This is a genomic window from Ruegeria sp. CDSC042, from assembly GCF_059610745.1.
Map to the genome: position 1 here is coordinate 484,552 of NZ_JBXWOF010000001.1, position 23,403 is coordinate 507,954.

Annotated in this window: 20 protein-coding genes and 1 tRNA gene; 12 read left to right on the forward strand and 9 right to left on the reverse strand. The window is 56.9% G+C overall.

The features are described 5' to 3' along the window. The first annotated feature begins 238 nt into the window (after positions 1-238). From AC2FHX_RS02420 to AC2FHX_RS02430, 3 genes are all read left to right on the forward strand, one after another. On the forward strand, positions 239-1,207 hold the full coding sequence (locus AC2FHX_RS02420; protein WP_142633669.1) for a TAXI family TRAP transporter solute-binding subunit: 969 nt from the start codon (positions 239-241) through the stop codon (positions 1,205-1,207). A gap of 101 nt (positions 1,208-1,308) precedes the next feature. Then, positions 1,309-3,918, forward strand: a complete 2,610-nt coding sequence (locus AC2FHX_RS02425) for a TRAP transporter permease (protein ID WP_496700405.1) — start codon at positions 1,309-1,311, stop codon at positions 3,916-3,918. Then, a complete protein-coding gene (locus tag AC2FHX_RS02430) occupies positions 3,915-4,346 on the forward strand; it encodes a universal stress protein (RefSeq protein WP_271947228.1) in 432 nt (143 codons plus the stop codon). The genes AC2FHX_RS02425 and AC2FHX_RS02430 overlap by 4 nt, the downstream gene beginning before the upstream one ends. Position 4,347: 1 nt before the next feature. Here the strand turns inward: AC2FHX_RS02430 and AC2FHX_RS02435 are convergent, their stop codons facing one another. The 3 genes from AC2FHX_RS02435 to AC2FHX_RS02445 are packed head-to-tail and all read right to left on the reverse strand — an operon-like array spanning position 4,348 to position 8,436. Beyond that, positions 4,348-5,388: a lipocalin-like domain-containing protein gene (locus AC2FHX_RS02435; protein ID WP_496700404.1), complete on the reverse strand. Its 1,041-nt coding sequence runs from the start codon at positions 5,386-5,388 to the stop codon at positions 4,348-4,350. Then, positions 5,378-7,792 (reverse strand): ABC transporter permease, encoded by a 2,415-nt coding sequence (locus AC2FHX_RS02440; RefSeq protein ID WP_496700403.1) that lies wholly within the window; start codon positions 7,790-7,792, stop codon positions 5,378-5,380. The genes AC2FHX_RS02435 and AC2FHX_RS02440 overlap by 11 nt, the downstream gene beginning before the upstream one ends. Further along, positions 7,789-8,436 carry an ABC transporter ATP-binding protein gene (locus AC2FHX_RS02445; RefSeq protein ID WP_496700402.1) on the reverse strand — a complete coding sequence of 216 codons (648 nt, stop codon included), beginning with the start codon at positions 8,434-8,436 and terminating at the stop codon, positions 7,789-7,791. Before AC2FHX_RS02445 ends, AC2FHX_RS02440 begins: the two co-directional genes overlap by 4 nt. 160 nt (positions 8,437-8,596) lie before the next feature. Here AC2FHX_RS02445 and AC2FHX_RS02450 point away from each other — a divergent pair, with 160 nt between their 5' ends. Continuing rightward, complete coding sequence (locus tag AC2FHX_RS02450; protein ID WP_271947221.1) at positions 8,597-9,031, forward strand: ion channel; 435 nt, start codon at positions 8,597-8,599, stop codon at positions 9,029-9,031. Here AC2FHX_RS02450 and cls read toward each other — a convergent pair. Both cls and AC2FHX_RS02460 read right to left on the reverse strand, forming a co-directional pair. Then, a complete protein-coding gene (gene cls / locus AC2FHX_RS02455) occupies positions 9,028-10,440 on the reverse strand; it encodes a cardiolipin synthase (protein WP_496691207.1) in 1,413 nt (470 codons plus the stop codon). The two genes, AC2FHX_RS02450 and cls, sit on opposite strands and share 4 nt — an antisense overlap. 59 nt (positions 10,441-10,499) lie before the next feature. Then, on the reverse strand, positions 10,500-11,588 hold the full coding sequence (locus AC2FHX_RS02460; RefSeq protein ID WP_142633686.1) for an AI-2E family transporter: 1,089 nt from the start codon (positions 11,586-11,588) through the stop codon (positions 10,500-10,502). Positions 11,589-11,735: 147 nt separating this feature from the next. Between AC2FHX_RS02460 and AC2FHX_RS02465 the strand changes: the two genes are divergently transcribed. Further along, complete coding sequence (locus AC2FHX_RS02465; protein ID WP_142633688.1) at positions 11,736-12,599, forward strand: YihY/virulence factor BrkB family protein; 864 nt, start codon at positions 11,736-11,738, stop codon at positions 12,597-12,599. Positions 12,600-12,719: 120 nt separating this feature from the next. Beyond that, positions 12,720-12,905, forward strand: a complete 186-nt coding sequence (locus AC2FHX_RS02470) for a hypothetical protein (RefSeq protein WP_496700401.1) — start codon at positions 12,720-12,722, stop codon at positions 12,903-12,905. 2 nt (positions 12,906-12,907) lie between these two features. On the opposite strand, the gene AC2FHX_RS02475 is transcribed toward AC2FHX_RS02470, so the two are convergent. After that, positions 12,908-13,624 carry an RlmE family RNA methyltransferase gene (locus AC2FHX_RS02475; protein ID WP_142633692.1) on the reverse strand — a complete coding sequence of 239 codons (717 nt, stop codon included), beginning with the start codon at positions 13,622-13,624 and terminating at the stop codon, positions 12,908-12,910. Then, positions 13,624-14,736, reverse strand: a complete 1,113-nt coding sequence (locus tag AC2FHX_RS02480) for a Ppx/GppA phosphatase family protein (RefSeq protein ID WP_142633694.1) — start codon at positions 14,734-14,736, stop codon at positions 13,624-13,626. The genes AC2FHX_RS02475 and AC2FHX_RS02480 overlap by 1 nt, the downstream gene beginning before the upstream one ends. Positions 14,737-14,977: 241 nt before the next feature. On the opposite strand from AC2FHX_RS02480, the gene AC2FHX_RS02485 reads away from it, so the two are divergent. The 4 genes from AC2FHX_RS02485 to AC2FHX_RS02500 all read left to right on the forward strand — a co-directional run bounded on the left by AC2FHX_RS02485 (position 14,978) and on the right by AC2FHX_RS02500 (position 17,504). Then, on the forward strand, positions 14,978-15,274 hold the full coding sequence (locus AC2FHX_RS02485; protein ID WP_142633696.1) for a virulence factor: 297 nt from the start codon (positions 14,978-14,980) through the stop codon (positions 15,272-15,274). Between the two features lie 26 nt (positions 15,275-15,300). Further along, positions 15,301-16,227: a methylenetetrahydrofolate reductase gene (locus tag AC2FHX_RS02490; RefSeq protein WP_496700438.1), complete on the forward strand. Its 927-nt coding sequence runs from the start codon at positions 15,301-15,303 to the stop codon at positions 16,225-16,227. 9 nt (positions 16,228-16,236) lie between these two features. Continuing rightward, the gene (locus AC2FHX_RS02495; RefSeq protein WP_496691210.1) at positions 16,237-17,298 is read left to right on the forward strand and encodes a methyltetrahydrofolate cobalamin methyltransferase; all 1,062 of its coding nucleotides are present in this window, start codon (positions 16,237-16,239) and stop codon (positions 17,296-17,298) included. Between the two features lie 132 nt (positions 17,299-17,430). Beyond that, positions 17,431-17,504: transfer RNA gene (locus AC2FHX_RS02500), tRNA-Gly, on the forward strand. Position 17,505: 1 nt separating this feature from the next. Here AC2FHX_RS02500 and AC2FHX_RS02505 read toward each other — a convergent pair. Both AC2FHX_RS02505 and AC2FHX_RS02510 read right to left on the reverse strand, forming a co-directional pair. Further along, entirely contained in the window at positions 17,506-18,363 is an 858-nt protein-coding gene (locus AC2FHX_RS02505) for a class I SAM-dependent methyltransferase (protein ID WP_496691211.1), read from the reverse strand. Between the two features lie 24 nt (positions 18,364-18,387). Then, positions 18,388-20,433, reverse strand: coding sequence for an ASKHA domain-containing protein (locus AC2FHX_RS02510; protein ID WP_496700400.1), 2,046 nt, complete (start codon positions 20,431-20,433; stop codon positions 18,388-18,390). 217 nt (positions 20,434-20,650) lie between these two features. On the opposite strand from AC2FHX_RS02510, the gene guaB reads away from it, so the two are divergent. Continuing rightward, positions 20,651-22,099: an IMP dehydrogenase gene (guaB, locus tag AC2FHX_RS02515; RefSeq protein ID WP_496675678.1), complete on the forward strand. Its 1,449-nt coding sequence runs from the start codon at positions 20,651-20,653 to the stop codon at positions 22,097-22,099. A 78-nt stretch (positions 22,100-22,177) separates the two neighbouring features. Beyond that, positions 22,178-23,335, forward strand: coding sequence for an RsmB/NOP family class I SAM-dependent RNA methyltransferase (locus AC2FHX_RS02520; RefSeq protein WP_496700399.1), 1,158 nt, complete (start codon positions 22,178-22,180; stop codon positions 23,333-23,335). Positions 23,336-23,403 lie beyond the last annotated feature (68 nt).

The following is a 23,403-nucleotide window of genomic DNA, read 5'->3' on the forward strand; positions in this document are numbered from 1 at the left end:
AAGAAAAGCTTCAAAGGCGGGGAAAATTCAGGGGGGCTTGTCAAATCTGAGGATACGCCTGCTTTGGTGACCTGCTGGCCTTGACAAGCTAATGCTCAGAATGAAACCTCTTACGGGTTGGGAGATTCTGAAAAATCAAAGATATGCCTGCTGCATAGCGGGCGTTGTTGCATATCGCAGGGCCATTTATCCGGCGCTTTGATGTGTCTCCCACCAGAAAAATAATGGGAGTTCACTTATGAAAAACAGCAGCAAGCTTAGCCTCGGCGCGGTTGTCACGGCGGCTCTGATGGCGCCTGCGGCCTATGCCGAAGAGTTTATCACGATCGGCACAGGTGGCGTGACCGGGGTGTATTACCCAACTGGCGGTGCAATCTGTCGTCTGGTCAACAAAGGGCGCAAGGAACATGGCGTGCGCTGCTCGGTCGAATCGACCGGCGGTTCCGTGTACAACATCAACACCATTCGCGAAGGCGAGCTGGAGTTTGGTGTCGCGCAGTCCGACTGGCAGTACCACGCCTATAACGGCAGCTCGAAATTCGAAGAGGCAGGCCCGTTTGAAAACCTGCGCGCCGTCTTCTCGGTTCACCCCGAACCGTTTACCGTTGTGGCCCGTGCCGATTCCGGTGTGACCAATTTCGAAGACCTGAAAGGCAAGCGCGTAAATATCGGTAACCCCGGTTCCGGTCAGCGTGGCACCATGGAGGTTCTGCTGGGCGAAATGGGCTGGTCCACTGACGATTTCGAACTGGCGACCGAGTTGAAGGCGGCGGAACAGTCTGCGGCGCTTTGCGACAACCAGATTGACGCAATGGTCTATACCGTGGGTCACCCCTCGGGCTCGATTCAAGAAGCCACCACGGCTTGCGACTCGGTTCTGGTCAATGTCAGCGGCGAGGCCGTGGACAAGCTGGTCAACGACAACTCGTTCTACCGTACAGCTACTATTCCCGGCGGCATGTACCGCGGGTCGGATGGTGATACCGCGACATTCGGCGTTGGCGCGACCTTCGTGACTTCGGCGGACGTGTCGGATGATGCGGTTTATGCGGTTGTCAGCTCGGTTTTCGAGAACTTTGATGACTTCAAAAAGCTTCACCCGGCATTTGCCAACCTCAAGCCCGAAGAGATGATCGCGGACGGCTTGTCAGCCCCGCTGCATCCGGGTGCCGAGAAGTACTATAAAGAAAAAGGCTGGATTCAATAAGCCAGACCTGACGCGGGGTGCCCGTCGGGCGCCCCGCACAAAACCCGTATCAAGCGGGTGATTCAGAAGGCCGCAAATGGCCACGACGGGGAGACATTTTCATGAGTTCCGAGACACAATCGAACCGCCCGCTATCCGAAGAAGAACTACAGGATCTGGTCGCATCTTCAGATGCCGGAGGGCGTAATCCGGTTGGGAATGTAGGCGTTTTCCTTGCGATCGTGGCGGCGATCTGGTCGATCTTTCAGGTCGTACTTGCTTCGCCTCTGGCGAACTATGTGTTGCCCGGCAGCGTGGTTAACAATTCGCGTCAGTTTCACCTGGCCTTTGCGATGTTTCTGGCCTTTGCAGCCTATCCGGCGCTGAAATCCAGCCCACGGGATTATATCCCTGTGCAGGATTGGATCATGGGGCTGCTGGGCGCGTTTGTGGCGCTGTACGGATATTTCTTCTACACCAAGATCGTTGATGCCGGAGGGCTGGCAGACGATACAGACAAATGGATCGCCCTGGGTGGGCTATTACTGTTGTTCGAGGCCGCGCGCCGCGCGCTTGGCCCGGCGATGGCGATTATTGCGACGATCTTTTTGGCCTATGTCTTCTTTGGATCATCCGAATGGGTGCCCGAAGTCATCCGCTGGAAGGGCGCCAGCCTGAAAAAGGCGATGAGCCATATGTGGATCACCTCCGAGGGCGTGTTCGGAATCGCCTTGGGTGTTTCGACCAAGTTTGTATTCCTGTTCGTTCTGTTTGGCGCCTTGCTGGATAAGGCCGGGGCAGGGAACTATTTCATCAAGATGGCCTTTGGCGCGCTGGGTCACCTGCGCGGCGGCCCCGCCAAGGCAGCGGTTGTGGGCTCAGCCGCGACCGGCCTGATCTCGGGCTCGTCCATCGCAAACGTTGTGACCACTGGTACCTTCACCATTCCATTGATGAAACGCGTTGGGTTCAGCAGCGAACAGGCAGGTTCGGTCGAGGTCGCCAGTTCGGTGAACGGGCAGATCATGCCACCCGTCATGGGCGCTGCAGCTTTCTTGATGGTAGAATATGTGGGTATTTCCTATGTCGAGGTGATCACCCACGCCTTCCTGCCAGCGGCGATCTCATACATTGCTCTGGTCTATATCGTGCATCTCGAAGCCGTAAAGCGGAACATGCCCACATTGGGCGATCGCGAAGTGAAGCTGGCACGTACCGTGGTTGGTATGTTCTCGTTCTTCATTGTTTTTGCTGGGCTCTGCTATGGCTCTCAATTCCCTGTGGAAGCAGTGACAAATTGGATGCCGAACTCGGCCGGTCTGGTCCTCAGCCTCATCATCTGCGCAATTTACGTGGCGCTGCTGTATCTGGCCGCACAGGTGCCCGATCTGGAACCCGATGACCCGAATGCCAAAGAGGTGACGCTGCCGGTCATTAGCGAGATCTACAAGGCGGGCCTGCACTACCTTCTGCCGATCATCGTGCTGGTCTATTTCCTGATGATTGAACAGAAATCGCCCGGTCTTTCGGCCTTTTGGGCCACGTCCTTGCTGTTCGTGATCCTGCTGACGCAGAAACCGCTGAAGGCGATGTTCCGGGGGCAAAGCAACCTCTACAACGCGTTCATCGACGGTGTCGCGGATCTGTGGCAGGGCATGATCGACGGCGCGCGCAACATGATCGGTATTGCGCTGGCGACGGCCACGGCGGGTGTGATCGTTGGTACCGTGACCCTGACCGGTGTGGGCCAGGTGATGGCCGATCTGGTCGAGTTCCTGTCGGGTGGCAATCTGATCCTGATGCTGATCATGGTCGGTATCCTCAGCCTGATCCTGGGCATGGGCCTGCCGACCACTGCGAACTATATCGTCGTCAGTTCTTTGATGGCCGGTGTGGTCGTGGAGCTGGGCGCGCAGAGCGGGCTGATTGTGCCGCTGATCGCGGTGCATCTGTTCGTCTTCTACTTTGGCATCATGGCGGATGTGACACCGCCCGTGGGGCTGGCCAGTTTCGCGGCTGCGGCTGTATCGGGGGGCGATGCGATCAAGACCGGATTCATCGCCTTCTTCTATAGCCTGCGCACGGTCGCGTTGCCGTTTGTCTTCATCTTCAACACAGACCTTCTGTTGATTGATGTGACCTGGGTCGAAGGGATAATCGTTGCGATATTTGCGACGATAGCGATCCTTGTCTTTACGGCGGGCACGATGGGCTACTTCCTGACCCGCAGCCGGATCTATGAAAGCGTTGCCTTGGTCGCGGTTGCTTTCGCACTATTCCGTCCGGATTACTTTATGGACAGGATTTCACCCCCATATCAGACCGTTGAACCGGCAGCTTTCACCGAAACGATCGGGGAAACACCGCCCGGAACCGAGGTACGTCTGGTCATCAGCGGCCCGGATTTCGACACGCTTGAGATGGTGGATACCACGGTTGTCGTCTCTGTCGGCGACGAAGACGGCGGTCCTGCACGGGTTGATGCGATGGGTCTACTGCTGATCGAAGAGGACGGTCTGATCAAACTGGAAGAGCCGCTGTTGGGCGCGCCTGTTGCCGATGATCTGAGCATCTTCGACTATTACGGGGATGAGGCCGTGCGCCTGACCTCGGTCAGCCTGCCGTCAAGCCAGCCACCCAAGCAGCTGGTCTATATCCCGGCGATGATCCTGTTGGGTCTGATCGCCTTCCTGCAACGCGGCCGTGCCGCCAGACAAGGGGTGCCCGCATGACACGTTCTGTTCTGTGTGCTGTTGATATCAGCAATGGCAAAATTGATGGCCCGGTCCTTCAAAAGGCCGCTGCATTGGCCGATTTGGAGGGGGCGCAGCTGGATGTGGTCAGTGTTCTGCCCGATTTTGGAGAAAGCTGGGTGTCCGGCTTTTTCCAGGCGGATTTCCATGAAAAGGCTTTGGCTGAGGCGCAGAAACAACTGACCGAGCTGTGCGCATCAACATTGGGCAGTGAGCGCAATGAAAAGATCCGCCATGTGGTGGCCACGGGCACGGCCTATCAGGAGATCCTGAAAACCGCAGAAAGCGCCGGATCTGACCTGATCGTCATTGGGGCGCATAAGCCGGACTTCAAGGATTACCTGCTGGGTCCGAATGCTGCGCGCGTCGTGCGGCATTCGACAGTCTCGGTCTACGTGGTGCGATGATCTAATACCCGGTCATTTCAAGATAGCCACGGCCTGAATGGCTGCCTGAGACCGTAACGGGCCCCTCCCAATAGGCAAAGCGAGTTGCCATCCAGGCTTTGGGTGTCAGGGCGCTGACGACAATATCCACCCCGCGGGCGGGGAGTGTGACACGCCATTCAATCGGGATATCTCGGTCAGCGACATGAGCGGTCTGAAGCGGTTCAAAAGAAACAGAGCCATCGTCAAGCGCGGTGGTTTCGCCATCCTTGCCAATCCAGGTGGCAGAGGTGAAATCGTCGGCCTCTCCGCGCAGGCGAAAGGCCATCAGCTTGTCGCCGCCCTCAAAGCTGAGCGAGAACCAATCCCATCCGCTTTGATCCTCGGCCAAGGGCTGCGAGGACCATTCCCGATCCAGCCAACCCTGTCCGGTTACTGCAACATCCCCATCCGGCAGATGCACTGTGCCTGTCAGGTCGAAAAACGGCTGTGAATAGTAATGACTTGCCTGCCCCTGCGTAGACTTGACCGAATACCCGGCATCCCCGTGAAAGACCAAAGGCCCCGTTGCACGCATTGACAGATCGTATCCGAACTCAGAACCGTTGGCCCTAATCTTCAGCGCATTAAAGTCTGGGCCACGCATGTACCACTCGTCGATCCAGGCCTCAAATGGGGTGGCGGTGACCCCGGCCTGACCGATCCCGCCGCGCGACAGGCGTGCAGCAAAGTAATGGGCATCAGGGGTGGTCAAGGCGGCATGGCCCAACCACAACTGCGGACTTTGCCAGGATTGCTCTTCATAGGGTTTCAGCGCCGAGCGGAACAACGTCCATTGCACACCGTAATCGCGCCCGTCTTCTCCTTTCAGGTTTGCGGTCAGATACCACCATTCGATCTTGAAAGTGGGATGGGGACCGTGATCCTGTGGAAAGCTCAACTGATACCCAAGCTGGGGGACGTCGAACCCGTCGGCCTCACCTCCAAGACCGGCAAAGCCCTGCGCCCGAAGTTGGGCGGGCAATAGCAGGGCCAGAATTAGGAACCAGACTTTAGCGTTCATTGGCAAACACTCTTAACAACTCGGCAGGCGGGATGCGCAGCAACCGAAGGGCTGGAACCGCAGCGGCGATAACAGCGGCCAGTAAGGTCAGAAGAAATAGATAGAACCAGTCGCTTGGGAATAGGTACATTGGTAACCGCCAGCCAAACGCCTCGACATTGATGACGGTCAGCAACGTCCAGGCCAGAACCAACCCAAGCGGCAAGGCCAGCGCGGCGGTCAGCGAGGCCAAAAGCACGCTCTGCGTCAGTTCGAACCGCGCCAGTTGCGCCCGCGTCAGGCCAAGCGCCCAGACCGGTGCGATCTGAGGCAAACGTTGTGTCCAAAGCGTCAGCAGACTGGTCAGAATTGCAAATCCAGCAACCCCGAGCGTCAGGATATTCAGCGCAGAGGTCACCACAAATGTGTCTTCGAAGATTTCCGTGGATCGGGCCTTCATGTCAGCTTGATGAACGACTGCCTGCGGAGGAAGGTCAAATTCCGCCCGAAGCCTTTCGGCAACATCGCTGGCTTGATCAGGGGGCATGCGAACGCCATATCGCCGTTCCTCGGTATTGGGTGCGATGTCTTCCAAAAGCTCCATCGACACGATGGCTTGTCCTGTTGGATTGCCATAATCAGAATAGACCCCTGCAATGACCAGCTTGTGACCCGGGCGGAGCGTGATTTGATCTCCGGGCCACAGACTGGATCTGCGCGCAAGCTGTTCGTTGATCAGAACGGCGGTTCCGGACATCACCTGATCCCATACTCCGGGCACTGAGGCGATCAGCGGCCAGTTTTCTTGATAAACCGGATTGTTCACCACCCCGTAAAGAAACAAAGGGCCGCTTCCGTGCGCCAGCTCGACGCTGCGGATCGGCAAAACGGCGTCGACCTGAGGCAGCAGCCATTTCTTGATGTCCTGCGCCTGTTGTTCGTCGGCTGCGGTTATGTACAGTTCTGACGTCAGCCGTTGGTCAAGCCACCCAGTAAATGTCAGCCGGAAACTCGACACCATGGTGCCCACGCCGATGTTCGCGGCCAATGCCAACATCAATGCCATCAGGGCCAAAGAGAGCCCGGGCAGTTGCGCCTGCATGTCGGCGAATACCCATTGTCTGACCGGGCCGTTCTGTAGCTTCTGAAGTCCGGTTACTGCGATCAGCAAGAGAAATGGTAAAATCAACGCAGAACCCGTCAGGATTCCGGCAACCAGCACGAACCCTGCGACCAAACCGTCGGCCACAAAGATTGAAACGATCCCCAACCCAATCAGGAATACTCCGATCAGAGCCAATCTTTTGGTTGCAGTGTCATCCCCCCGCCAGGCCTGCGGACCCGGGCTGGATAACAGCGGCAGCCGAGCCAATCGGAACAAAGCCTGAGAACTGGCCAAGAGCGTTCCGAACAGGGCCATGGCCAAGCCCGCGAGAACCCAGTGCAGTTGAAGCGATAGCTGACCTTCAACTGGTGCACCATACAACCCGCGTAGGGTGGATGCCACGTCGGGCAGCAAGGCCCCGGCCAGCAAGAACCCCAGGACCAGACCGGCGCCCCCTCCAATCAGGGCCAACAGCGACAGTTCGGCCAGGATGATCCAGATGATCCGGCGCATCGATACGCCCAGCGCACGGATTGTCCGGATGATCGCTCGGCGCTGCGCAAAAGCCAACCCGACGGTGCCATGGACGATGAACAGCCCGACGGCAAAGGACAAAAGCGCGAAGGCAGAGAGGTTGAGGTGGAAGCTCTCTGTCAGTTGTGCCGTGTCCAATCTGGTTGAGGCTGCAATTCGTGTCAGATCAGGAGCGATCTGCTCAAGCGGCGGGATCGCTCGGGGTTGATCAGGCAGGATGACCAGACGTGAAATCTGCCCCTTTTTGTCAAGCAGCTGCTCGGCGATGCCAATATCGGTAAAGACCAGATCAGGCGGCAGCGCGTCGCTGGACAGGATCGGCGGCAGGTCGCTGGCTTGCTCCAGAACCTGGACCAGTTCCGGCGCGACCAGTATCCTGCCGGGCGCGGTCAGCATGTCTGCGGGATCGGGCGGCGTATCGCTTTGTTCCAGACGGCTGAGGGCGGGCAGGGGTGGAAAGGCGACCAAGTCGACCCCCATGACCTGCAGATTGCGCCCGCTATGGCGCCAACGCCCCTCAAGCACCGCGGCGACCTGCCAGCCAGCCCGACGCAAGCTGACATAATGGTCGATCGTCAAATTCCCCGAGGTGGCGTGCAATTCATCGTATTGACCAAATGAGAGTTGATCATTGGCCCGTTGATAGCTTGCCCGGGCCTCGGAATTTATGGCTTGAACTGCCGACCATAGCCCGGTCGCAAGCGCAATGCCGGTCAACAAGGTTAACAGCTGAAGCCAATGGGCACGCCAGTGCGACACCAACGCCTGTATGATGGCCAAAGTCACGAGATTAGGCCGCCGGACAGGCGGACCTGTTGGTCCAGACGGGCTGCTATGTCCTGCGAATGTGTCACCAAAAGCAGGGCTGCGCTGGTCTCGGCGACCAGCGCAAGCATCAAATCCAATACATTGGTGCTTGCGACCTCATCCAGATTTCCTGTTGGTTCATCCGCGAGCAAAAGACTGGGGCGCGGCGCAAGGGCGCGTCCGATGGCAACGCGTTGCTGCTGGCCGCCTGACAGGTTCTCGGGAAAGCGGTTCAGCAGGTCCCGCAATTCCAGTTTGTCGGCAAGATGATCGCACCAGTCCGGATCATGTTTACTGGCAAGCCTGGCATGGAAGGACAGGTTTTGGCCGACCGTCAACGACGGGATCAGATTGAACTGTTGGAATACCAGGGCCACACGCTCGCGCCGAAGGGCTGCGCGCCCGGTATCGTCTAGTGTGGACAGGTTGGTTCCGTCCAGTGAGATTTCGCCCGCATCGAATATGTCCAGCGCACCTGCGAGATTTAGAAGCGTGCTTTTGCCACTGCCACTTTCCCCGGTTAGGGCAAGCGTTTGGCCATGGTCCAACGACAGAGATACTCCGTTCAAAATCGGTCGACCGTTCGCATATGATTTATGGACATCAGTTATTGTAAGCAGCATTCATAGGCGCCCTGTATTCTGCCACTCACAATTTGCAGCCGACAGAAGCGGTGTCCAGTTCAATGGCGCTATCGTTTCCATTCGTCGCAGACGCAGGGTTGCCCAATCCTGCATTTGAAGCGATTGTGACGAGACTTAAAAACAGAGGGGATGGGCGCCGGTGACCTTATCCGAGCAGATTATCTGGGGAAGCGTTTATTTGGGTATCTGCTTTTTGATCGAAATTGCCCTGCTGACTTGGTGCATGCAGATCATCCGCGTGATGTCGATCAAACTGGAAAAAAGCAAAAGGTTCGTCACCATTGCAAGCCCGCTGACTATCGCGCTGATTTTTATCGTGATGATCCATACCTTTCAGGTCTGGCTTTGGGCGATTGTCTGGGTCTTTGGGGATGTTCTGGCGGACTGGAACTCGGCGCTGTATTTCTCTCTGGTTACGTTCACAACGCTGGGCTACGGCGACATTGTTCTGGACGACGGGCTGCGCATTTTTGGTGCCTTTGCCTCGGTCACCGGGCTTTTGGCATTTGGGCTGTCCACAGCCTTTTTGGTCGCGGTCATGTCGCGGGTGCTGCAGGAAGAGTCGATCCTTTAAAGGATTGGTGCGAACAACCGCGCCAGAGGCGAGCCGAACCGAATATAGGCCGGTTGTTCGGGCAAGGTTTTGTCCAGCTCATAGCTGGATTCAAAGTCCATCAGCAACATGTTGTGAACCGCATGGGCCGCGTCCTTGTCAAAGAACAGGGCCATCGCCTCAAAATTCAGGCGGAAAGAACGATTGTCCAGATTGGTGGTGCCAACAGCGGTCAGAGTGTCGTCCACCAGAAATACTTTTTGATGCATGAAACCATTGGTGTACCGGTAGACCCGCGCGCCGCATTCCCTGATCTCGTCGAAATAGGCAAAGGCCGCCAGCCAAGGTAAGCGGTGATCAATCACGTCGGGAACCAGAATGCGAACATCTACCCCGCGCATTGCAGCGTGGCGTAGTGCGGTCATGATGTCGATATCAGGAACGAAATAGGGGGATGCGATCCACAATCGTTCCTTTGCTTCCGTGATTGCAGAAAAGAACATCATGGCGCCGGTTTCGGTTTCGTCCCCCGGACCTGTGGCGACGAGAAGGGCGTTCATGTCCTGATCAGATTCCTGACCCGCCCAGGCCAGTTGATCTATCAGGTCTTCTTGATGCGCCCAGTACCAGTCCTCTGTAAAGATCAGTTGTAGTTGGCGCACGATATGTCCAGTCAGCCTTATGTGTGTGTCCCGCCAATGTCCGAACTTTGCGGACTGACCGAGATATTCGTCGCCGACATTGTGGCCGCCGATAAAGCCGATTTCACCGTCAATGATCACCGTTTTCCTGTGATTGCGATAGTTTAGCTGAAATCGCTGTCCTGGATGGCGCTTTTCATGCTGACCGGCAACGTGAATTCCCGCCGCGCGCAGCGACGTGATGTAGCTTGTCGGTAGGCCATAACTGCCCACGGCGTCGGTCATAAAGCGAACTTGCACGCCGCGCTCTGCGGCGGCGATCAGTTTGCTTTGCAGTTGCCGCCCCAATCCGTCATCACGCACGATGTAGAACTGGACAAGCACATAGTCCTGAGCCGCGTCGATAGCCTGAAAGATAGCGTCAAAGGTTGCCTGCCCATCGACAAGCAATTCTGCACCGTTGCCGCGTGATATGGGTAGATGCGCAAGCTCTTCGAAAGGGAGTGGGTTGATCGTAATCATGCCCGGATCTGGGCGCGAAAAATCCGCAAAGCTCTTTATCCCTTCGACAACAGTCTCAGCGTGCTTTCGGGCCATGCGATACCCGCGAAAACGATGATGTCCCAGAAACAAGTACAGCGGTACGCCAGCTATCGGCGCCGAGATCAAAAAGACCACCCATCCCACGGCACCCTGCGGTGTGCGCGCTGTTTGAGCGGCGCGTATCGAAAAGACCGCGGCGGTCAGGTACAAACATAGGACAAAGAGGGAAACAAAGAGTGTCAGCATGGAGGATTCGATCCTGGCATTTTCCTTAGTGTTTCAAGTTGCATTGGGGATTGGCCTGTTCAGACTGTATTCCCCGATGGCGGCCCTTCGTCGCCGAGTTCACCATTCAGGGACATTAAAATTGCGATCGGGCGCAATGCGGGTATATGGCTGAAGATGATCAGGATGCAGACGGTCAGCGGAACGCTCAGAAAGGCTCCGATCAGACCCCAGACCGTGGTCCAGAACATAAGTGCCAGAATGACCAGAAATGTCGACATGTTCAGCGATCGGCCCAGCATGGCCGGGTCCAGAAAATTACCGATCATGAACTGAAGCGTGCCACAGCCGAAAACTATGATCAGAAACGGCCCGATGCTTTCAAATTGGACCAGCGCAATCGCGGCTGGAAACAAAACGGCAATAATCGACCCAATCGAGGGTATGAAATTCAAGGCAAAGGTCAGCACGGCCCATGTCTCGGAATACTCAAGACCAAGGGTTTTGAAGACCACATAGCTGATTCCAGCCGTTATCAGGCTGATAAAGGTCTTCACTCCGACATAACGCTGCAGACTAAAGGAAATCGCGTCCAGAACCAAAGCGAACTCGGCACCGGTTTTAGGGTCACCGGCGGCCATACGGATCTTTTTGCGGAACGCCAGACGTTCGGCCATCAGGAAGGCAACGTAAAGGCTGATGAGGAAAAACTGGTTCAGCAAGGACGTCGCGCTGCCCAGCAACATCCGGGCGACGAAAGACATATCAATGTTGACCAGATTGTCCCGGATGAAGGCCGTGATATCGTTGCCCACAAGGTCGTTTATGCGGTTAACGGCCTCGTCGAACTGGCTTTCGTATGTATTGATCGAGCGTGCAAACTGCGTCGCCTGATTGCCCAGAATATACATGATCATGAACAACCCGACCAAAACCACGGTCACTCCAGCCAGGTTAGCCAGCCAGACCGGAGCCTTGGTCAGCGCAATAACCCGGTCACTCAGCGCGATGATCAGGACGTTGATCAGCAAGGCCATGGTCAGCGGGATCAGAAAAGCGGAACCTGCATAAAGCCCCAATACGACCAGTGACACGACAATCGCGGTGTCGCGGACAACCGAAAGGCGCAACCTGTTCGGCATGCTTGGGTTCTGGTCGCTGGTTGGCATTTTTCGCCCGGCTTTGTGTAGGTTCCGTTTCGATCCTGCACGGGACAAAGGGATTATGCAATGCAACCAAACATTTGGAGTTGGTTAATTGCGTCCAGTCGGGTTTTGCCGGTTCTGGTTCGAATACAGTCAGGGTAGAGTTTTCGGATGACGACAAGTTTGATTCCCCTGACTGGAAGAGTAATTCGAGCCCTTTGGCTGGCCTTGGGGCGATTTGGGGCCAAAAACGGCATGGTCATGAGCAGCCACGTTGCCATGTCCCTGATGCTGGCCCTGTTTCCGTTTGTTCTGTTCACTGTGGCACTGGCTGGTACGCTGTCTCAGGATTATGTCACGGACGAGCTGATCGAACTGATCTTTGGCGCCTGGCCAAAAGATGTCGCCGGCCCGATTGTGGGAGAGTTGCGCTCGGTCCTGGCGGAATCAGGTTCGGGGGTAATCACCCTGGGCGGTTTGCTGGCCATTTTCTTTGCCTCAAACGGCGTAGTTGCGGTGCGGGCGGCCATGAACCAGGCCTATCATGATCATGACGCCTGGCCATTCTGGAAGACACGCTTGCTGTGCCTGGGATTGGTGATTGTTGGCGGGGCGGCCATTCTGGCCATCGCCGCCGTCGAAGTCGTCTTGCCGGTCTACACGCGCCTCGTGTCCGAAAAGACGGATGTTAACGTGTCAGACTGGTTGTCTGTGGATCGATTGCGTTGGACTTTTACCGTGGCGGTTCCTGCGGGCACGGTTATCGTTGCACATCTTGTGCTGCCGACGCGCCGCCATCGGCTGTGGCAAATCCTTCCGGGCGTTGTTCTGACACTCGCTCTGTGGGCGATGGGCGGTTGGGGCTTTTCGATCTATATCGGACAGTTCGCCTCGTACAGCGCTACTTATGCTGGTCTTGCGGGGGCGATGGCTGCGTTGATTTTCCTGTATCTATGCGCGGCCATCCTGATTCTGGGCGCTGAATTCAACGGCGCGCTGATGGATTTGCAGGATCAAAGTAACGGACAAACCTGAAGGGCAGGGTGGCTGGGGTTGTGAAATAGCAACTCAAAGCCTGGTTTGCGTCATGAAATCGGCACGTTTCTTACCCAAACTGCATGGACTGTGACCCCATACGCATCAAGGTGAGGCCTCATGACCAAACTGCCCGAAAGCGCGAAATCGCAAAATCCATCGTCGCTGACCCGGCGGATTGAAGAATTACGGGCCAAACCGGCGACGGATATCAGTCACGGTGAAGCATTGTTGTTGCAAGGAAACGCAATATCTTCGCTGCGTGAACAGCGCCTTGCGCGTTCTCTGACTGACTTCGCAGATTAACTTCAGCCGCGAAATCCTGTTGCCACAACGAATTTTTCCGAACTGTCGGCACGGGATGCCGGTGGTTTAACATGCGCCACCTTGTCAAACTTCTGTTTCAGAATCTTCTGCAGATCCCCTTCGGCTCCTCCGGCCAAAACCTTGGCGACAAATGTGCCGCCCTGTTCCAGCACATCAAAGGCAAAATAGGCGGCGGTTTCGCACAGGGCCATGATCCGCAAATGGTCGGTTTGTTTATGCCCCGAGGACGCAGCAGCCATATCTGACATCACCACGTCAGCTTTGCCACCCAACCAGTCTTTGACCTTCTGGTCGGCATCGTCCTCCATAAAGTCCAACTGGTGAACCTCGGACCCGGCCACCGGTTCGACCTCTTGTATGTCGACACCCAGAACAGTGCCGATTTTCTTACCGCTTTTCTCACCCAATGCATTAACGCGCTGGACCGCAACCTGCAGCCAGCCGCCTGGGGCGCAACCCAGATCGACGATGCGCGCACCTGGAACCAGGAAGCGAAATTTATCGTCCAGTTCCAATATCTTGAAAGCCGCACGCCCACGATAGCCTTCGACCTGCGCGCGCTTGACATAGGGGTCATTCAGCTGACGTTCCAACCACCGGGTCGAGCTGATTTTGCGCCCGCGGGCGGTTTTGACCTTAACCTTCAGGTCGCGCTGCCCGCGGCCCGAATTGTTTTTGCCAGTAGGTGTCTTCGCCATCAGAACGGTCCGTCTTCCAATACACCGTCCGCGCTCATCTGCGCATAAAGCAGGCCTTCGCGCAGCCCCCGGTCCGCCACTGAAAGACGGTCGGTTGGCCAACATCGTAACAAAGCCTGCAATATGGCCGAGCCGGACATGATCAGGGCCTGGCGGTCATCGCCGATACGCGGATCTCTCCGCCGCCCCAGTGGGCCGAGTTCTAGATACCCGCGTATCACTTTGTCAATCTGATCGCTTGTCATGCGCAAACCGTCTACCTTGGTCCGGTCATACCGCTTCAATCCCAGATGTGAGGCTGCGACTGTCGTAACCGTGCCACTGGTGCCGACGATCTGAAAACCTTCGCGGGCTTGTTCATCCTTATAGGGCGCAAAATCGGCCAAGTTTTCTTCGAAAAACCAGCTCATCAAAGCAAACCGCGCCGCATCATCTTCGACATCATGGAACTGATCGCGCAGCGTCGCAACGCCGAGGGGAACACTGATCCAATCCACAACCTTGGCTGCAGGAAACGGGCTATCTGTTGTATGAAATCCATTATGCAGACGCATAATCGCCGCCGGGCGATCCCGACGCGGAAGTGAGGATATGTCGATCCAGACAAGCTCTGTCGAACCGCCGCCAATATCCACAACCAACAACTGTTCTGTCTTAGTGGACACCAGCGGGGCACAGGATATTACGGCCAGGCGCGCTTCTTCCTCGGGCTGGATGATCTCAAGCGTCAACCCGGTTTCACCCTTTACCTGGCGAATGAATTCACGTGAATTTTTTGCACGGCGACAAGCCTCGGTTGCGACTAGACGCATCCGCTTGACCTTGTTGCGTTTCAGTTTTTGCTGGCAAATGCGCAACGCCTGAATGGTGCGCGCCATCGACGACCGAGACAAGCGCCCCGTCCGCTCTAAGCCCGCGCCCAACTGCACGGATTTAGAGAAACTGTCCACCACATGAAACCCGCTGCCCTTGGGCTGGGCAATTAACATGCGACAGCTATTTGTTCCCAAATCCAGCGCGGCATAAAGCGCATCAGGATCGGGTCTTGCCGGCGCGGGGCTTTCGACCGCCTTCGGGAACGCGCCCGCACCTTTGGGACGCTTGGGCGCCATCTTCAACGCCCTCCGATTTACGAGTTACCCCGACCATAGGTCGGCCTTTTGGTTCGTGCAAGATACTCATTAAAGTGATGAGAATTTTGAGGTGCGGTTTACAGGAACAATTCGTTACAAGCCGTGTATCCCGTTGTAGGTGAAAACGTCGTTTGAAATGCGCCTTGTGTCGAAAATCGACCGACCTGCGACCACATTGAAGTTTAGAACCGGTCCATCTGGTTAGGAGGAATCAAAGCAGATGCCTGACGTCACCATCGTATACTGGCGCGACATTCCCGCCCAAGTCATCGTCGGCAAGGGCCGCCGGGGCGCAAAACGGCAGTTGGAAGAACGGTTCGAGCAAGCCATTGACCGCGCCGCCATGAAGGTGAACGCCAAGGACAGCGATGCCTATCTGGCCGAATGGCGCAAGGCCGCGCCTTTTGCGGTTGAGGGCGATCCGTCCGAAATTGCCGAACAGCAGGCTGTGCGTTTGGAAACGGAATATGATCAGGACCGTATCAAGGCTCTGATCGCCAATGACGGTTGGGCATGAGCTCGAAATCTATATGGGAGGCCGCTATGGCTTTGCTGAACTTCAAGAAACGTGATGCCGCCGAAAACGGTCCGGTAAATCCAACCGTCGAAGCCTTCCTGCAGGGCTATTCGATTGAGGTTATGCCGCGCACCGCCGAGAAGGTCGAGGATTTTCGCGCTTTGTTGCCTGAAGGCACACGCGTCTATATTGCCCATATCGAAGGCACTCCGATCGAAGACATGGTCAAGACCGCCAAGCGCATCGCGGCGGACGGCTATCCTGTTATGCCGCATTTCCCGGCGCGGATCATTAAAGACACGGCGACGCTGGAAGACTGGATTTCCATGTACCAGGGTGAAGCAGGTGTGGATCAGGCGCTGTTGCTGGCCGGTGGTGTCGCGAATCCTCATGGTGATTTCGACAGCTCGATGCAGCTGCTGGAAACTGGTTTGTTCGACAAGGCCGGGTTCAAGCGTCTGCACGTCGCGGGCCACCCTGAAGGCAACAAGGACATCGACCCTGATGGATCGACCAAGAATGTCGATGACGCGCTGCGTTGGAAACAGAAGTTCTCTGAGACCACAGATGCCGAAATGGCGCTGGCCACTCAGTTCGCCTTTGACGCCAAACCAATCATCGCCTGGGCCGACAGCCTGAAAGAGGCGGGGATCGACATTCCGGTTCATATCGGCATCGCCGGTCCGGCAAAACTGCAAACACTGATCAAATTCGCCATCGCCTGCGGCGTTGGTCCATCGCTGAAGGTTCTGCAAAAGCGCGCTATGGATGTGTCCAAGCTGCTGCTGCCTTATGAGCCCACGGATGTGATCACCGAATTGGCCAACCACAAAGCAGCCAACCCTGATTTCAATATTACAAACGTACATTTCTTCCCGCTTGGTGGCATCAAGACAAACGCCAACTGGGCCATCAACAACGGCGGCGCTTCGGCAAAGCCTGTAAACTCCTAAGGATCGGACATGACCCGTACAGTCGTAGAATCAAAAACAAAAACCGCCGTCCTGGGCTTTGACGAACCGTTCTGCGTGATCGGTGAGCGGATCAACCCGACAGGCCGCAAGAAACTGGCGGCGGAACTGGAAGCAGGCGATTTTTCGACCGTCGAAAAGGACGCCCTCGCGCAGGTTGCCGCTGGCGCGACCGTTCTGGATATCAACGCGGGCGTTGTCTACAACTCGAACCCCAACCCGAACGAGACCGAACCGCCGCTGATGCGCAAGATCGTTGAAATGGTGCAGGGGCTGGTCGAAGTGCCGCTGTGCATCGATTCATCGGTTCCGGGAGCTCTGGAAGCGGGTCTTGAGGCGGCAGAGGGCCGTCCTCTGTTGAATTCGGTCACAGGCGAAGAAGATCGTCTGGAGCTGGTTCTGCCGCTGGTCAAGAAATACAATGTCCCTGTGGTGGCGATCTCAAATGACGATACAGGGATTTCGGAAGACCCCGATGTGCGGTTCGAAGTGGCCAAAAAGATTGTCGAACGGGCCGCTGATTTCGGCATCCCGGCCCATGACATCGTGGTCGATCCGCTGGTGATGCCTATTGGCGCAATGGCAACTGCCGGTCAGCAGGTGTTTGCTCTAGTTCGTCGTTTGCGTGAGGAACTGGGCGTGAACACCACTTGCGGGGCGTCCAATGTCTCGTTCGGCCTGCCGAACCGCCATGGTATCAACAACGCCTTCCTGCCGATGGCGATGGGCGCCGGCATGACCTCAGCGATCATGAACCCCGTTGCCTTGCCGGTTGGTCCCAAGAAACTGGCCGAGAAGAAGGCTGAGGTTGAGGCCAAAGGCATCATCCTGCCTGCGGACATGGATGATGAGACCTTCTGCCAGCTGTTTGGTCTGGGCTCGACCCTGCCGCGCGCGGGCAAAGAGATGGAGGCCATCCGCGCCGCCAACCTGCTGACCAACAACGATCCGCATGGCGGCGCTTGGATCAAGTTCAACAAAGCCCCCAGCGAAGCCGGTGCCGAGGGCACTGGTGGTGGTCGTCGTGGCGGTGGCCGTCGCCGTCGCGCATAAGTGATATAAAACAACATGCTGGCCGGATCTTTTGATCCGGCCTTTTTTGTCTTCGCCGTCGCAAATAGCCTGACGGTTTGGATCAAAACCGCTTGAACCTGATCTTGTACCGGTGATATTCAGCTAGCAGCGGCGGGTATGATGTAATGGTAGCCTGTCAGCTTCCCAAGCTGAACGCGCGGGTTCGATTCCCGCTACCCGCTCCATTCAGTTCGATCGACGCGCTTGATACAGGTTTATCACCGCCGGGATGTGCAGGCCGGTTTCGGATGTGAACTGGGCGAATTCCTGACAGACCTCGTGCTGGATTGCTGCTGCGTCCTGTTCGGTGCCTTCGAAATGCGCGATGGTTCGCGCGGCGGGGCCGACGCGGGTGCACAAGGCGGCTATTTCCTCTGACCCGCCAGCGCCGGGCAGATTTACGGAGATGGCTTGGGCCTGAATGTCCGACAGCCCCGCCTGTTGCATCATGCCGGTGACGTGATCCAGATCGTGAAACGCCAGCGGACCCGGCGCGTAACGATCTACCCGAGGCGGCTGCCCAAGGCGTTTTACCGCAGCAATATGGGGTATTTTGAACCACGGGTTGCCATCCAATGGCCCCCAAGCTGCAAAGGTCATCTGCCCGCCGGGTTTAAGTGCGCGGGCGATATTGGCGAATGCAGCAACCGAATCGTCAAAGAACATCACGCCGAACCGTGAAATCGCTGCGTCCAACTGATTGGCAGGAAACCCGAATATCTGCGCGTCAGCATGTTGGAAGCTGATGTTGCTCAGCCCGTTTTCCGAGGCTCGGGCGCTGGCACGATCAAGAAACGCTTGCGATATATCGGCGGCCAGAACATCGCCATCCGGCCCGACCAATCGCGCGGCTGCAAGAGAGCTTTCGCCAGTGCCACAGCCGATGTCGAGCACATGCATTCCTAGTTTAAGCTGGGCATTCTCCAGCACAAGGTCCAGAACCGAAGCCATCAGTTGATCCAACTGATCCTGATATGTCAGCCATTTGGCTCCGGATTCGGATTTTCCCCAGTATTCTGCCTGTTCCTCATTCACCGACTGCATCGAACCCCTCCGTGGTTGCCGCGACTATGACCTCCGGCGACGGCGGCGGCCAGAGTTTTCCTGATCTCCGCCACCGGTGTTGAACGAGGGCGAGGGCAGGGTCGTCACTTTGGCCAATTCCGGGAAGGGATCCGTCTTATGGGGGATCGCGTTTGCTGCCACGAAATGATCCTGAAACTTGGGCTCGATGGCGGTTTCAACCTTGGTTATTTCGCGCACTACGCGTTCAATTTCACTCCGCGACCCGATGTTGCAAAGGGCGATCCGGGCGCCCGTACCGGCGGCGTTGCCCGCGCTTGAAACCTTTTTCAGCGGCGCATCCGGGATCATTCCCAGAACCATCGCATGTTTGGTCGAAATATGAGCGCCGAAGGCACCAGCAAGAACAATGCGGTCGACAGTATCCACGTTCATTTCGTCCATCAAAAGCCGCGCGCCTGCATAAAGCGCGGATTTCGCCAGTTGAATCGCGCGAATATCGCCCTGAGTGACTGTGATACGTGGGCCGCCTTCGGCGCTTGCGTCGTGGATCAGATAGGAATGGGTGCGCCCCTCGGGGACGTTGCGTGATGTGCCCGTTTGTTCTGCGGATCCGATCAGGCCGCTTTCATCCAGCAAGCCCGCCATACGCATTTCCGCCACCGCTTCAATAATGCCTGATCCACAGATACCACTGATGCCAGTGGTTGCGATGTCTTGATCAAAACCCTCTTCATCCGACCATTTCTCGGACCCAATGACGCGAAAACGGGGTTCTTTAGTGACAGGATCAATCTCGATCCGTTCAATCGCACCAGGGGCGGCACGCTGACCAGAGCTGATCTGCGCGCCTTCAAAGGCCGGACCAGTCGGTGAGGAGCACGCCAGAACCCGGCTGGTATTGCCCAGCAAAATCTCGGCATTGGTGCCTACATCTACGATCAGAACCAGATCTTCGGATTTTCCGGGCTCTTCCGACAAGGCAACCGCAGCACAATCCGCACCCACATGACCCGCAATGCAGGGCAGGATGTAGACCTGCGCACGTGGGTTCATGTTGGTCAGATCCATCTCGCGCGCGGGCAAAGACATGCTTTCGGACGTAGCCAAGGCAAAGGGCGCTTGGCCCAGCTCGACCGGATCCAGCCCAAGCAGCAGATGGTGCATGACCGGGTTACAGACGAACACCGTTTCGACAATCAGGTTGGCGTCAATCCCGGCCTCATCCGCGATGGATGTTGTCAGATCGTTTATCGCTTCGCGTACGGCTCGGGTCATCTCTTTGTCGCCGCCGGGGTTCATCATCGAATAGGATACGCGGCTCATCAGGTCTTCGCCAAAGCGGATTTGGGGGTTCATCAGGCCCGAAGATGCCTTGACCTCGCCTGTGTCCAGATCGGTCAGGTGAGCTGCAATCGTGGTAGAGCCGAGGTCGATGGCCAGACCGAAAAGTCCGTTCTCGTGCAATCCAGGCCAGATTTCCACGATCCGTGCGACATCGTCCTTGTGACCTTTGTGCACCGCAACGGTGACCTCCCACTTACCCTTGCGCAATATAGGCTGCAGTTTGGACAACAAGGAAAGATCAGCGGTTACGGCGTCGACGTTCCATTGCTCGCGCAGCGCGCGTTCCAGACGTTCCAGATCGCCGGTTGGTGAATGCATGTCGGGTTCTTCTACCGCAACAAAATACAGCCGGGTGGCCGGATCCATTGTGATGGCGCGTGCTGTGGCGGCCTTGCGTACGACCTGACGGTGCACCTGGCTTTCTGGTGGCACGTCGATCACCACATCCCCCTGAACCGTGGCCTGACATCCAAGACGGCGGCCTGGTTTCAATCCGCGCTTGTCGTCATAGCGCTGTTCAACCGCGTTCCATTCGCTTAGTGCACCGTCGGCTACGGTCACGCCGTGCTTGGGAAACTCGCCATAGCTTGGCGTGATCTGGCATTTCGAACAAATCCCGCGTCCACCGCAAACGGAATCCAGATCCACACCCAGTTGCCGTGCCGCAGTCAGAACCGGAGTGCCTACGGGAAAGTGCCCGCGTTTGCCCGATGGGGTAAAGACAACAAGAGGGTCGGTGGTCATGATTGGCCTGCCTTTTATATTCGCGCCTATGTCGGGCAAGATATGGTTTTGTACGCAAAGGGAAAGGCCATTCAGCGGCACGTTTTGTGTGCGTTGCGTCGTTTTTTGTCGCAGCATCGACCAGCGGGTAAAAACTAGTTTATGTCGGGGGCTTTTCCTTAGATGCAATCCATGCAATAGGGTCACCGTCAAACGGGCTTTTGCATGGGGTTAACAAATGCAGATTCGTGAGGCACTCACCTTTGACGACGTTCTTCTGGTTCCGGGCGCATCTTCTGTGCTGCCGGCCACGGCGGATACGACCACGCGCGTGACGCGGGAAATCACCATGAACATCCCACTGCTCAGCTCGGCGATGGACACGGTGACCGAGGCGCGCATGGCCATCGCCATGGCGCAGGCGGGCGGCATCGGCGTGGTGCACAAGAATCTGACGGTGGATGAACAGGCCCGCGAAGTGCGCCGGGTCAAACGGTTTGAATCCGGTATTGTTTACAACCCGGTGACACTGCGGGTGGATCAGACGCTGGCGGACGCCAACGCGTTGGTGCAGCGTTATAACTTCACCGGCTTTCCCGTGGTGGACGAAGAAGGCCGCGTGGTCGGTATTCTGACCAACCGTGATATGCGTTTTGCGACCTCGGATGATACGCCGGTTCACGCGATGATGACCTCGGACAATCTGGCGATGCTTCAGGAACCCGCCGATCTGGAAGAGGCCAAAAGCCTGATGCGAGCGCGACGGATCGAAAAGCTTCTGGTTGTGGACGGGGCGGGCAAGCTGACGGGTCTGCTGACTTTGAAAGATACCGAACAGGCGGTGTTGAACCCAACGGCCTGCAAGGACCGGCTGGGGCGTCTGAGAGTCGCGGCAGCGACGTCGGTTGGTGACTCTGGTTTCGAACGATCCGAACAACTAGTGGATTCCGGTGTCGACATTATCGTTGTAGACACCGCTCATGGGCATTCTCAAGGGGTGCTGGACGCGGTGAAGCGGGTCAAGACCCTGTCGAACGAGGTGCAGATCATTGCCGGTAACGTCGCCACTGGGGACGCAACCAAGGCGCTGATCGACGCAGGCGCGGATGCCATCAAGGTGGGGATCGGGCCGGGTTCGATCTGTACTACGCGGATGGTTGCCGGTGTGGGCGTGCCGCAGCTGACTGCGATCATGGATTGCGCCGCGGCCGCCGGCGATGTGCCGGTGATCGCGGATGGTGGTATCAAATTCTCGGGCGATTTTGCCAAGGCGATTGCGGCGGGTGCGTCCTGTGCCATGGTTGGCTCAATGATCGCAGGAACAGATGAAAGCCCGGGCGAAGTGATCCTGTATCAGGGCCGGTCGTTCAAATCTTATCGCGGCATGGGCAGCCTAGGCGCGATGGCACGTGGCTCTGCGGATCGCTATTTCCAGAAGGATGCCGCCAGCGACAAGCTGGTGCCCGAAGGGATCGAAGGGCAGGTGCCTTACAAGGGCTCGGCCAGCGCGGTTGTGCATCAACTGGTCGGCGGCCTGCGCGCAGCCATGGGTTATACCGGCTGCGCCACGGTCGAAGAGATGCGAAAGAACTGCAACTTCGTCAGAATCACAGGGGCTGGCCTGAAGGAGAGCCATGTGCATGACGTGCAAATCACACGCGAAAGCCCGAATTATCGAGTGATGTAAATTGCCGGAACCTGAACTGCGGCGCCCCGGTGAGGGCGCCGCTTTGCGTTTTTGCCCTGCACTATAACGGAGAATGAAATGACCCCCGCCGCACGTGTTCAGGCCTCAATCGAAATTCTTGATCAGATTCTTTCGGGTGCCCCGGTCGAAAAGGCCCTGACAGGTTGGGCGCGGCGAAGCCGTTTCGCCGGTTCCAAAGACAGGGCTGCTATTCGCGACCACGTGTTTGGTGCTTTGCGGTGCAAAAGGTCATTTGCAGCGGCAGGTGGGGCGGAAACCGGTCGGGGGTTGATGATCGGCGCGATGCGCATGCAAGAAGTCGATCTGGATCAGATATTCAATGGCGAAGGGTACGCACCAGCCAGTTTGGAAGAACACGAACAGGCTAAACCATGTGAATCCGACGCCCAGAAATACGACATACCGGAATGGCTTTGGCCAACCTTTCAAGAGTCTTTGGGTGATTTGACCCTTCAAGTGGCCGAGGCATTGCGCGCTCGAGCCCCGGTTCATTTGCGGGTCAATCTGATTAAGTCGAGTGTCGATCAGGCGGTCTCGGTCTTGCTGGCGGACGGCATCCAAGCGAGGCCACATCCCGCTTGTTCGACCGCACTCGAAGTTGTCGAGGGCGAGCGGAAAATCTCAGGAAGCCGCGCCTATACTGATGGGTTGGTCGAACTGCAGGATGCGGCGAGCCAGGCCGTCGTTGAATCATTGGACCTAAACCCCGGAATGCGGGTTCTGGACTATTGTTCCGGCGGCGGCGGCAAAGCCTTGGCCTTGGCCGCGCATCACGGTGTAGATGTTTTCGCGCATGACGTTAATGCGGCGCGAATGCGTGATTTGCCCGCCCGAGCCGAAAGAGCGGGTGCACAGATAACGCTCCTGACCAATGACGAGATCTCTGCGCAGACACCATTCGACATTGTGCTGACGGATGCCCCCTGTTCAGGCAGCGGATCCTGGCGTCGCGCCCCGGCGGGAAAATGGTCTCTTACACAAGAAGGACTGAACCGGCTTACGGAAACGCAGCGGACGATCCTTGATGATGTCGCGACTTTGGTGGGGCCAGCGGGTGTTCTTGCCTATGCAACATGTTCCATGCTCGAGGTCGAAAACGGTGCAGTGGTCGATGCGTTCGTGGCGGCGCACCCCGAATGGACCGAGACGTTTCGCAAAACGTGGTATGTATCACACGGTACTGACGGGTTTTTCACGTCACACTTGACGCGGTAGTCGGCGGACAAATAGCAACCTAAAGGAGAATTGCTCACTTTGTTGGTTAAGTGGGCGTTAACCCTTTT

Excerpts from the sequence above, each read along its gene's own strand:
- AC2FHX_RS02510 (WP_496700400.1), bottom strand. The coding sequence starts at position 20,433 with ATGACCACCGACCCTCTTGTTGTCTTTACCCCATCGGGCAAACGCGGG.
- AC2FHX_RS02485 (WP_142633696.1), top strand. The coding sequence starts at position 14,978 with ATGCCTGACGTCACCATCGTATACTGGCGCGACATTCCCGCCCAAGTC.
- AC2FHX_RS02520 (WP_496700399.1), top strand. The coding sequence starts at position 22,178 with ATGACCCCCGCCGCACGTGTTCAGGCCTCAATCGAAATTCTTGATCAG.
- AC2FHX_RS02470 (WP_496700401.1), top strand. The coding sequence starts at position 12,720 with ATGACCAAACTGCCCGAAAGCGCGAAATCGCAAAATCCATCGTCGCTG.
- cls (WP_496691207.1), bottom strand. The coding sequence starts at position 10,440 with ATGCTGACACTCTTTGTTTCCCTCTTTGTCCTATGTTTGTACCTGACC.
- AC2FHX_RS02460 (WP_142633686.1), bottom strand. The coding sequence starts at position 11,588 with ATGCCAACCAGCGACCAGAACCCAAGCATGCCGAACAGGTTGCGCCTT.
- AC2FHX_RS02480 (WP_142633694.1), bottom strand. The coding sequence starts at position 14,736 with ATGGCGCCCAAGCGTCCCAAAGGTGCGGGCGCGTTCCCGAAGGCGGTC.
- AC2FHX_RS02495 (WP_496691210.1), top strand. The coding sequence starts at position 16,237 with ATGACCCGTACAGTCGTAGAATCAAAAACAAAAACCGCCGTCCTGGGC.
- AC2FHX_RS02505 (WP_496691211.1), bottom strand. The coding sequence starts at position 18,363 with ATGCAGTCGGTGAATGAGGAACAGGCAGAATACTGGGGAAAATCCGAA.
- AC2FHX_RS02420 (WP_142633669.1), top strand. The coding sequence starts at position 239 with ATGAAAAACAGCAGCAAGCTTAGCCTCGGCGCGGTTGTCACGGCGGCT.
- AC2FHX_RS02475 (WP_142633692.1), bottom strand. The coding sequence starts at position 13,624 with ATGGCGAAGACACCTACTGGCAAAAACAATTCGGGCCGCGGGCAGCGC.
- AC2FHX_RS02435 (WP_496700404.1), bottom strand. The coding sequence starts at position 5,388 with ATGAACGCTAAAGTCTGGTTCCTAATTCTGGCCCTGCTATTGCCCGCC.
- AC2FHX_RS02445 (WP_496700402.1), bottom strand. The coding sequence starts at position 8,436 with ATGCTGCTTACAATAACTGATGTCCATAAATCATATGCGAACGGTCGA.
- AC2FHX_RS02425 (WP_496700405.1), top strand. The coding sequence starts at position 1,309 with ATGAGTTCCGAGACACAATCGAACCGCCCGCTATCCGAAGAAGAACTA.
- AC2FHX_RS02430 (WP_271947228.1), top strand. The coding sequence starts at position 3,915 with ATGACACGTTCTGTTCTGTGTGCTGTTGATATCAGCAATGGCAAAATT.
- AC2FHX_RS02490 (WP_496700438.1), top strand. The coding sequence starts at position 15,301 with ATGGCTTTGCTGAACTTCAAGAAACGTGATGCCGCCGAAAACGGTCCG.
- AC2FHX_RS02465 (WP_142633688.1), top strand. The coding sequence starts at position 11,736 with ATGACGACAAGTTTGATTCCCCTGACTGGAAGAGTAATTCGAGCCCTT.
- guaB (WP_496675678.1), top strand. The coding sequence starts at position 20,651 with ATGCAGATTCGTGAGGCACTCACCTTTGACGACGTTCTTCTGGTTCCG.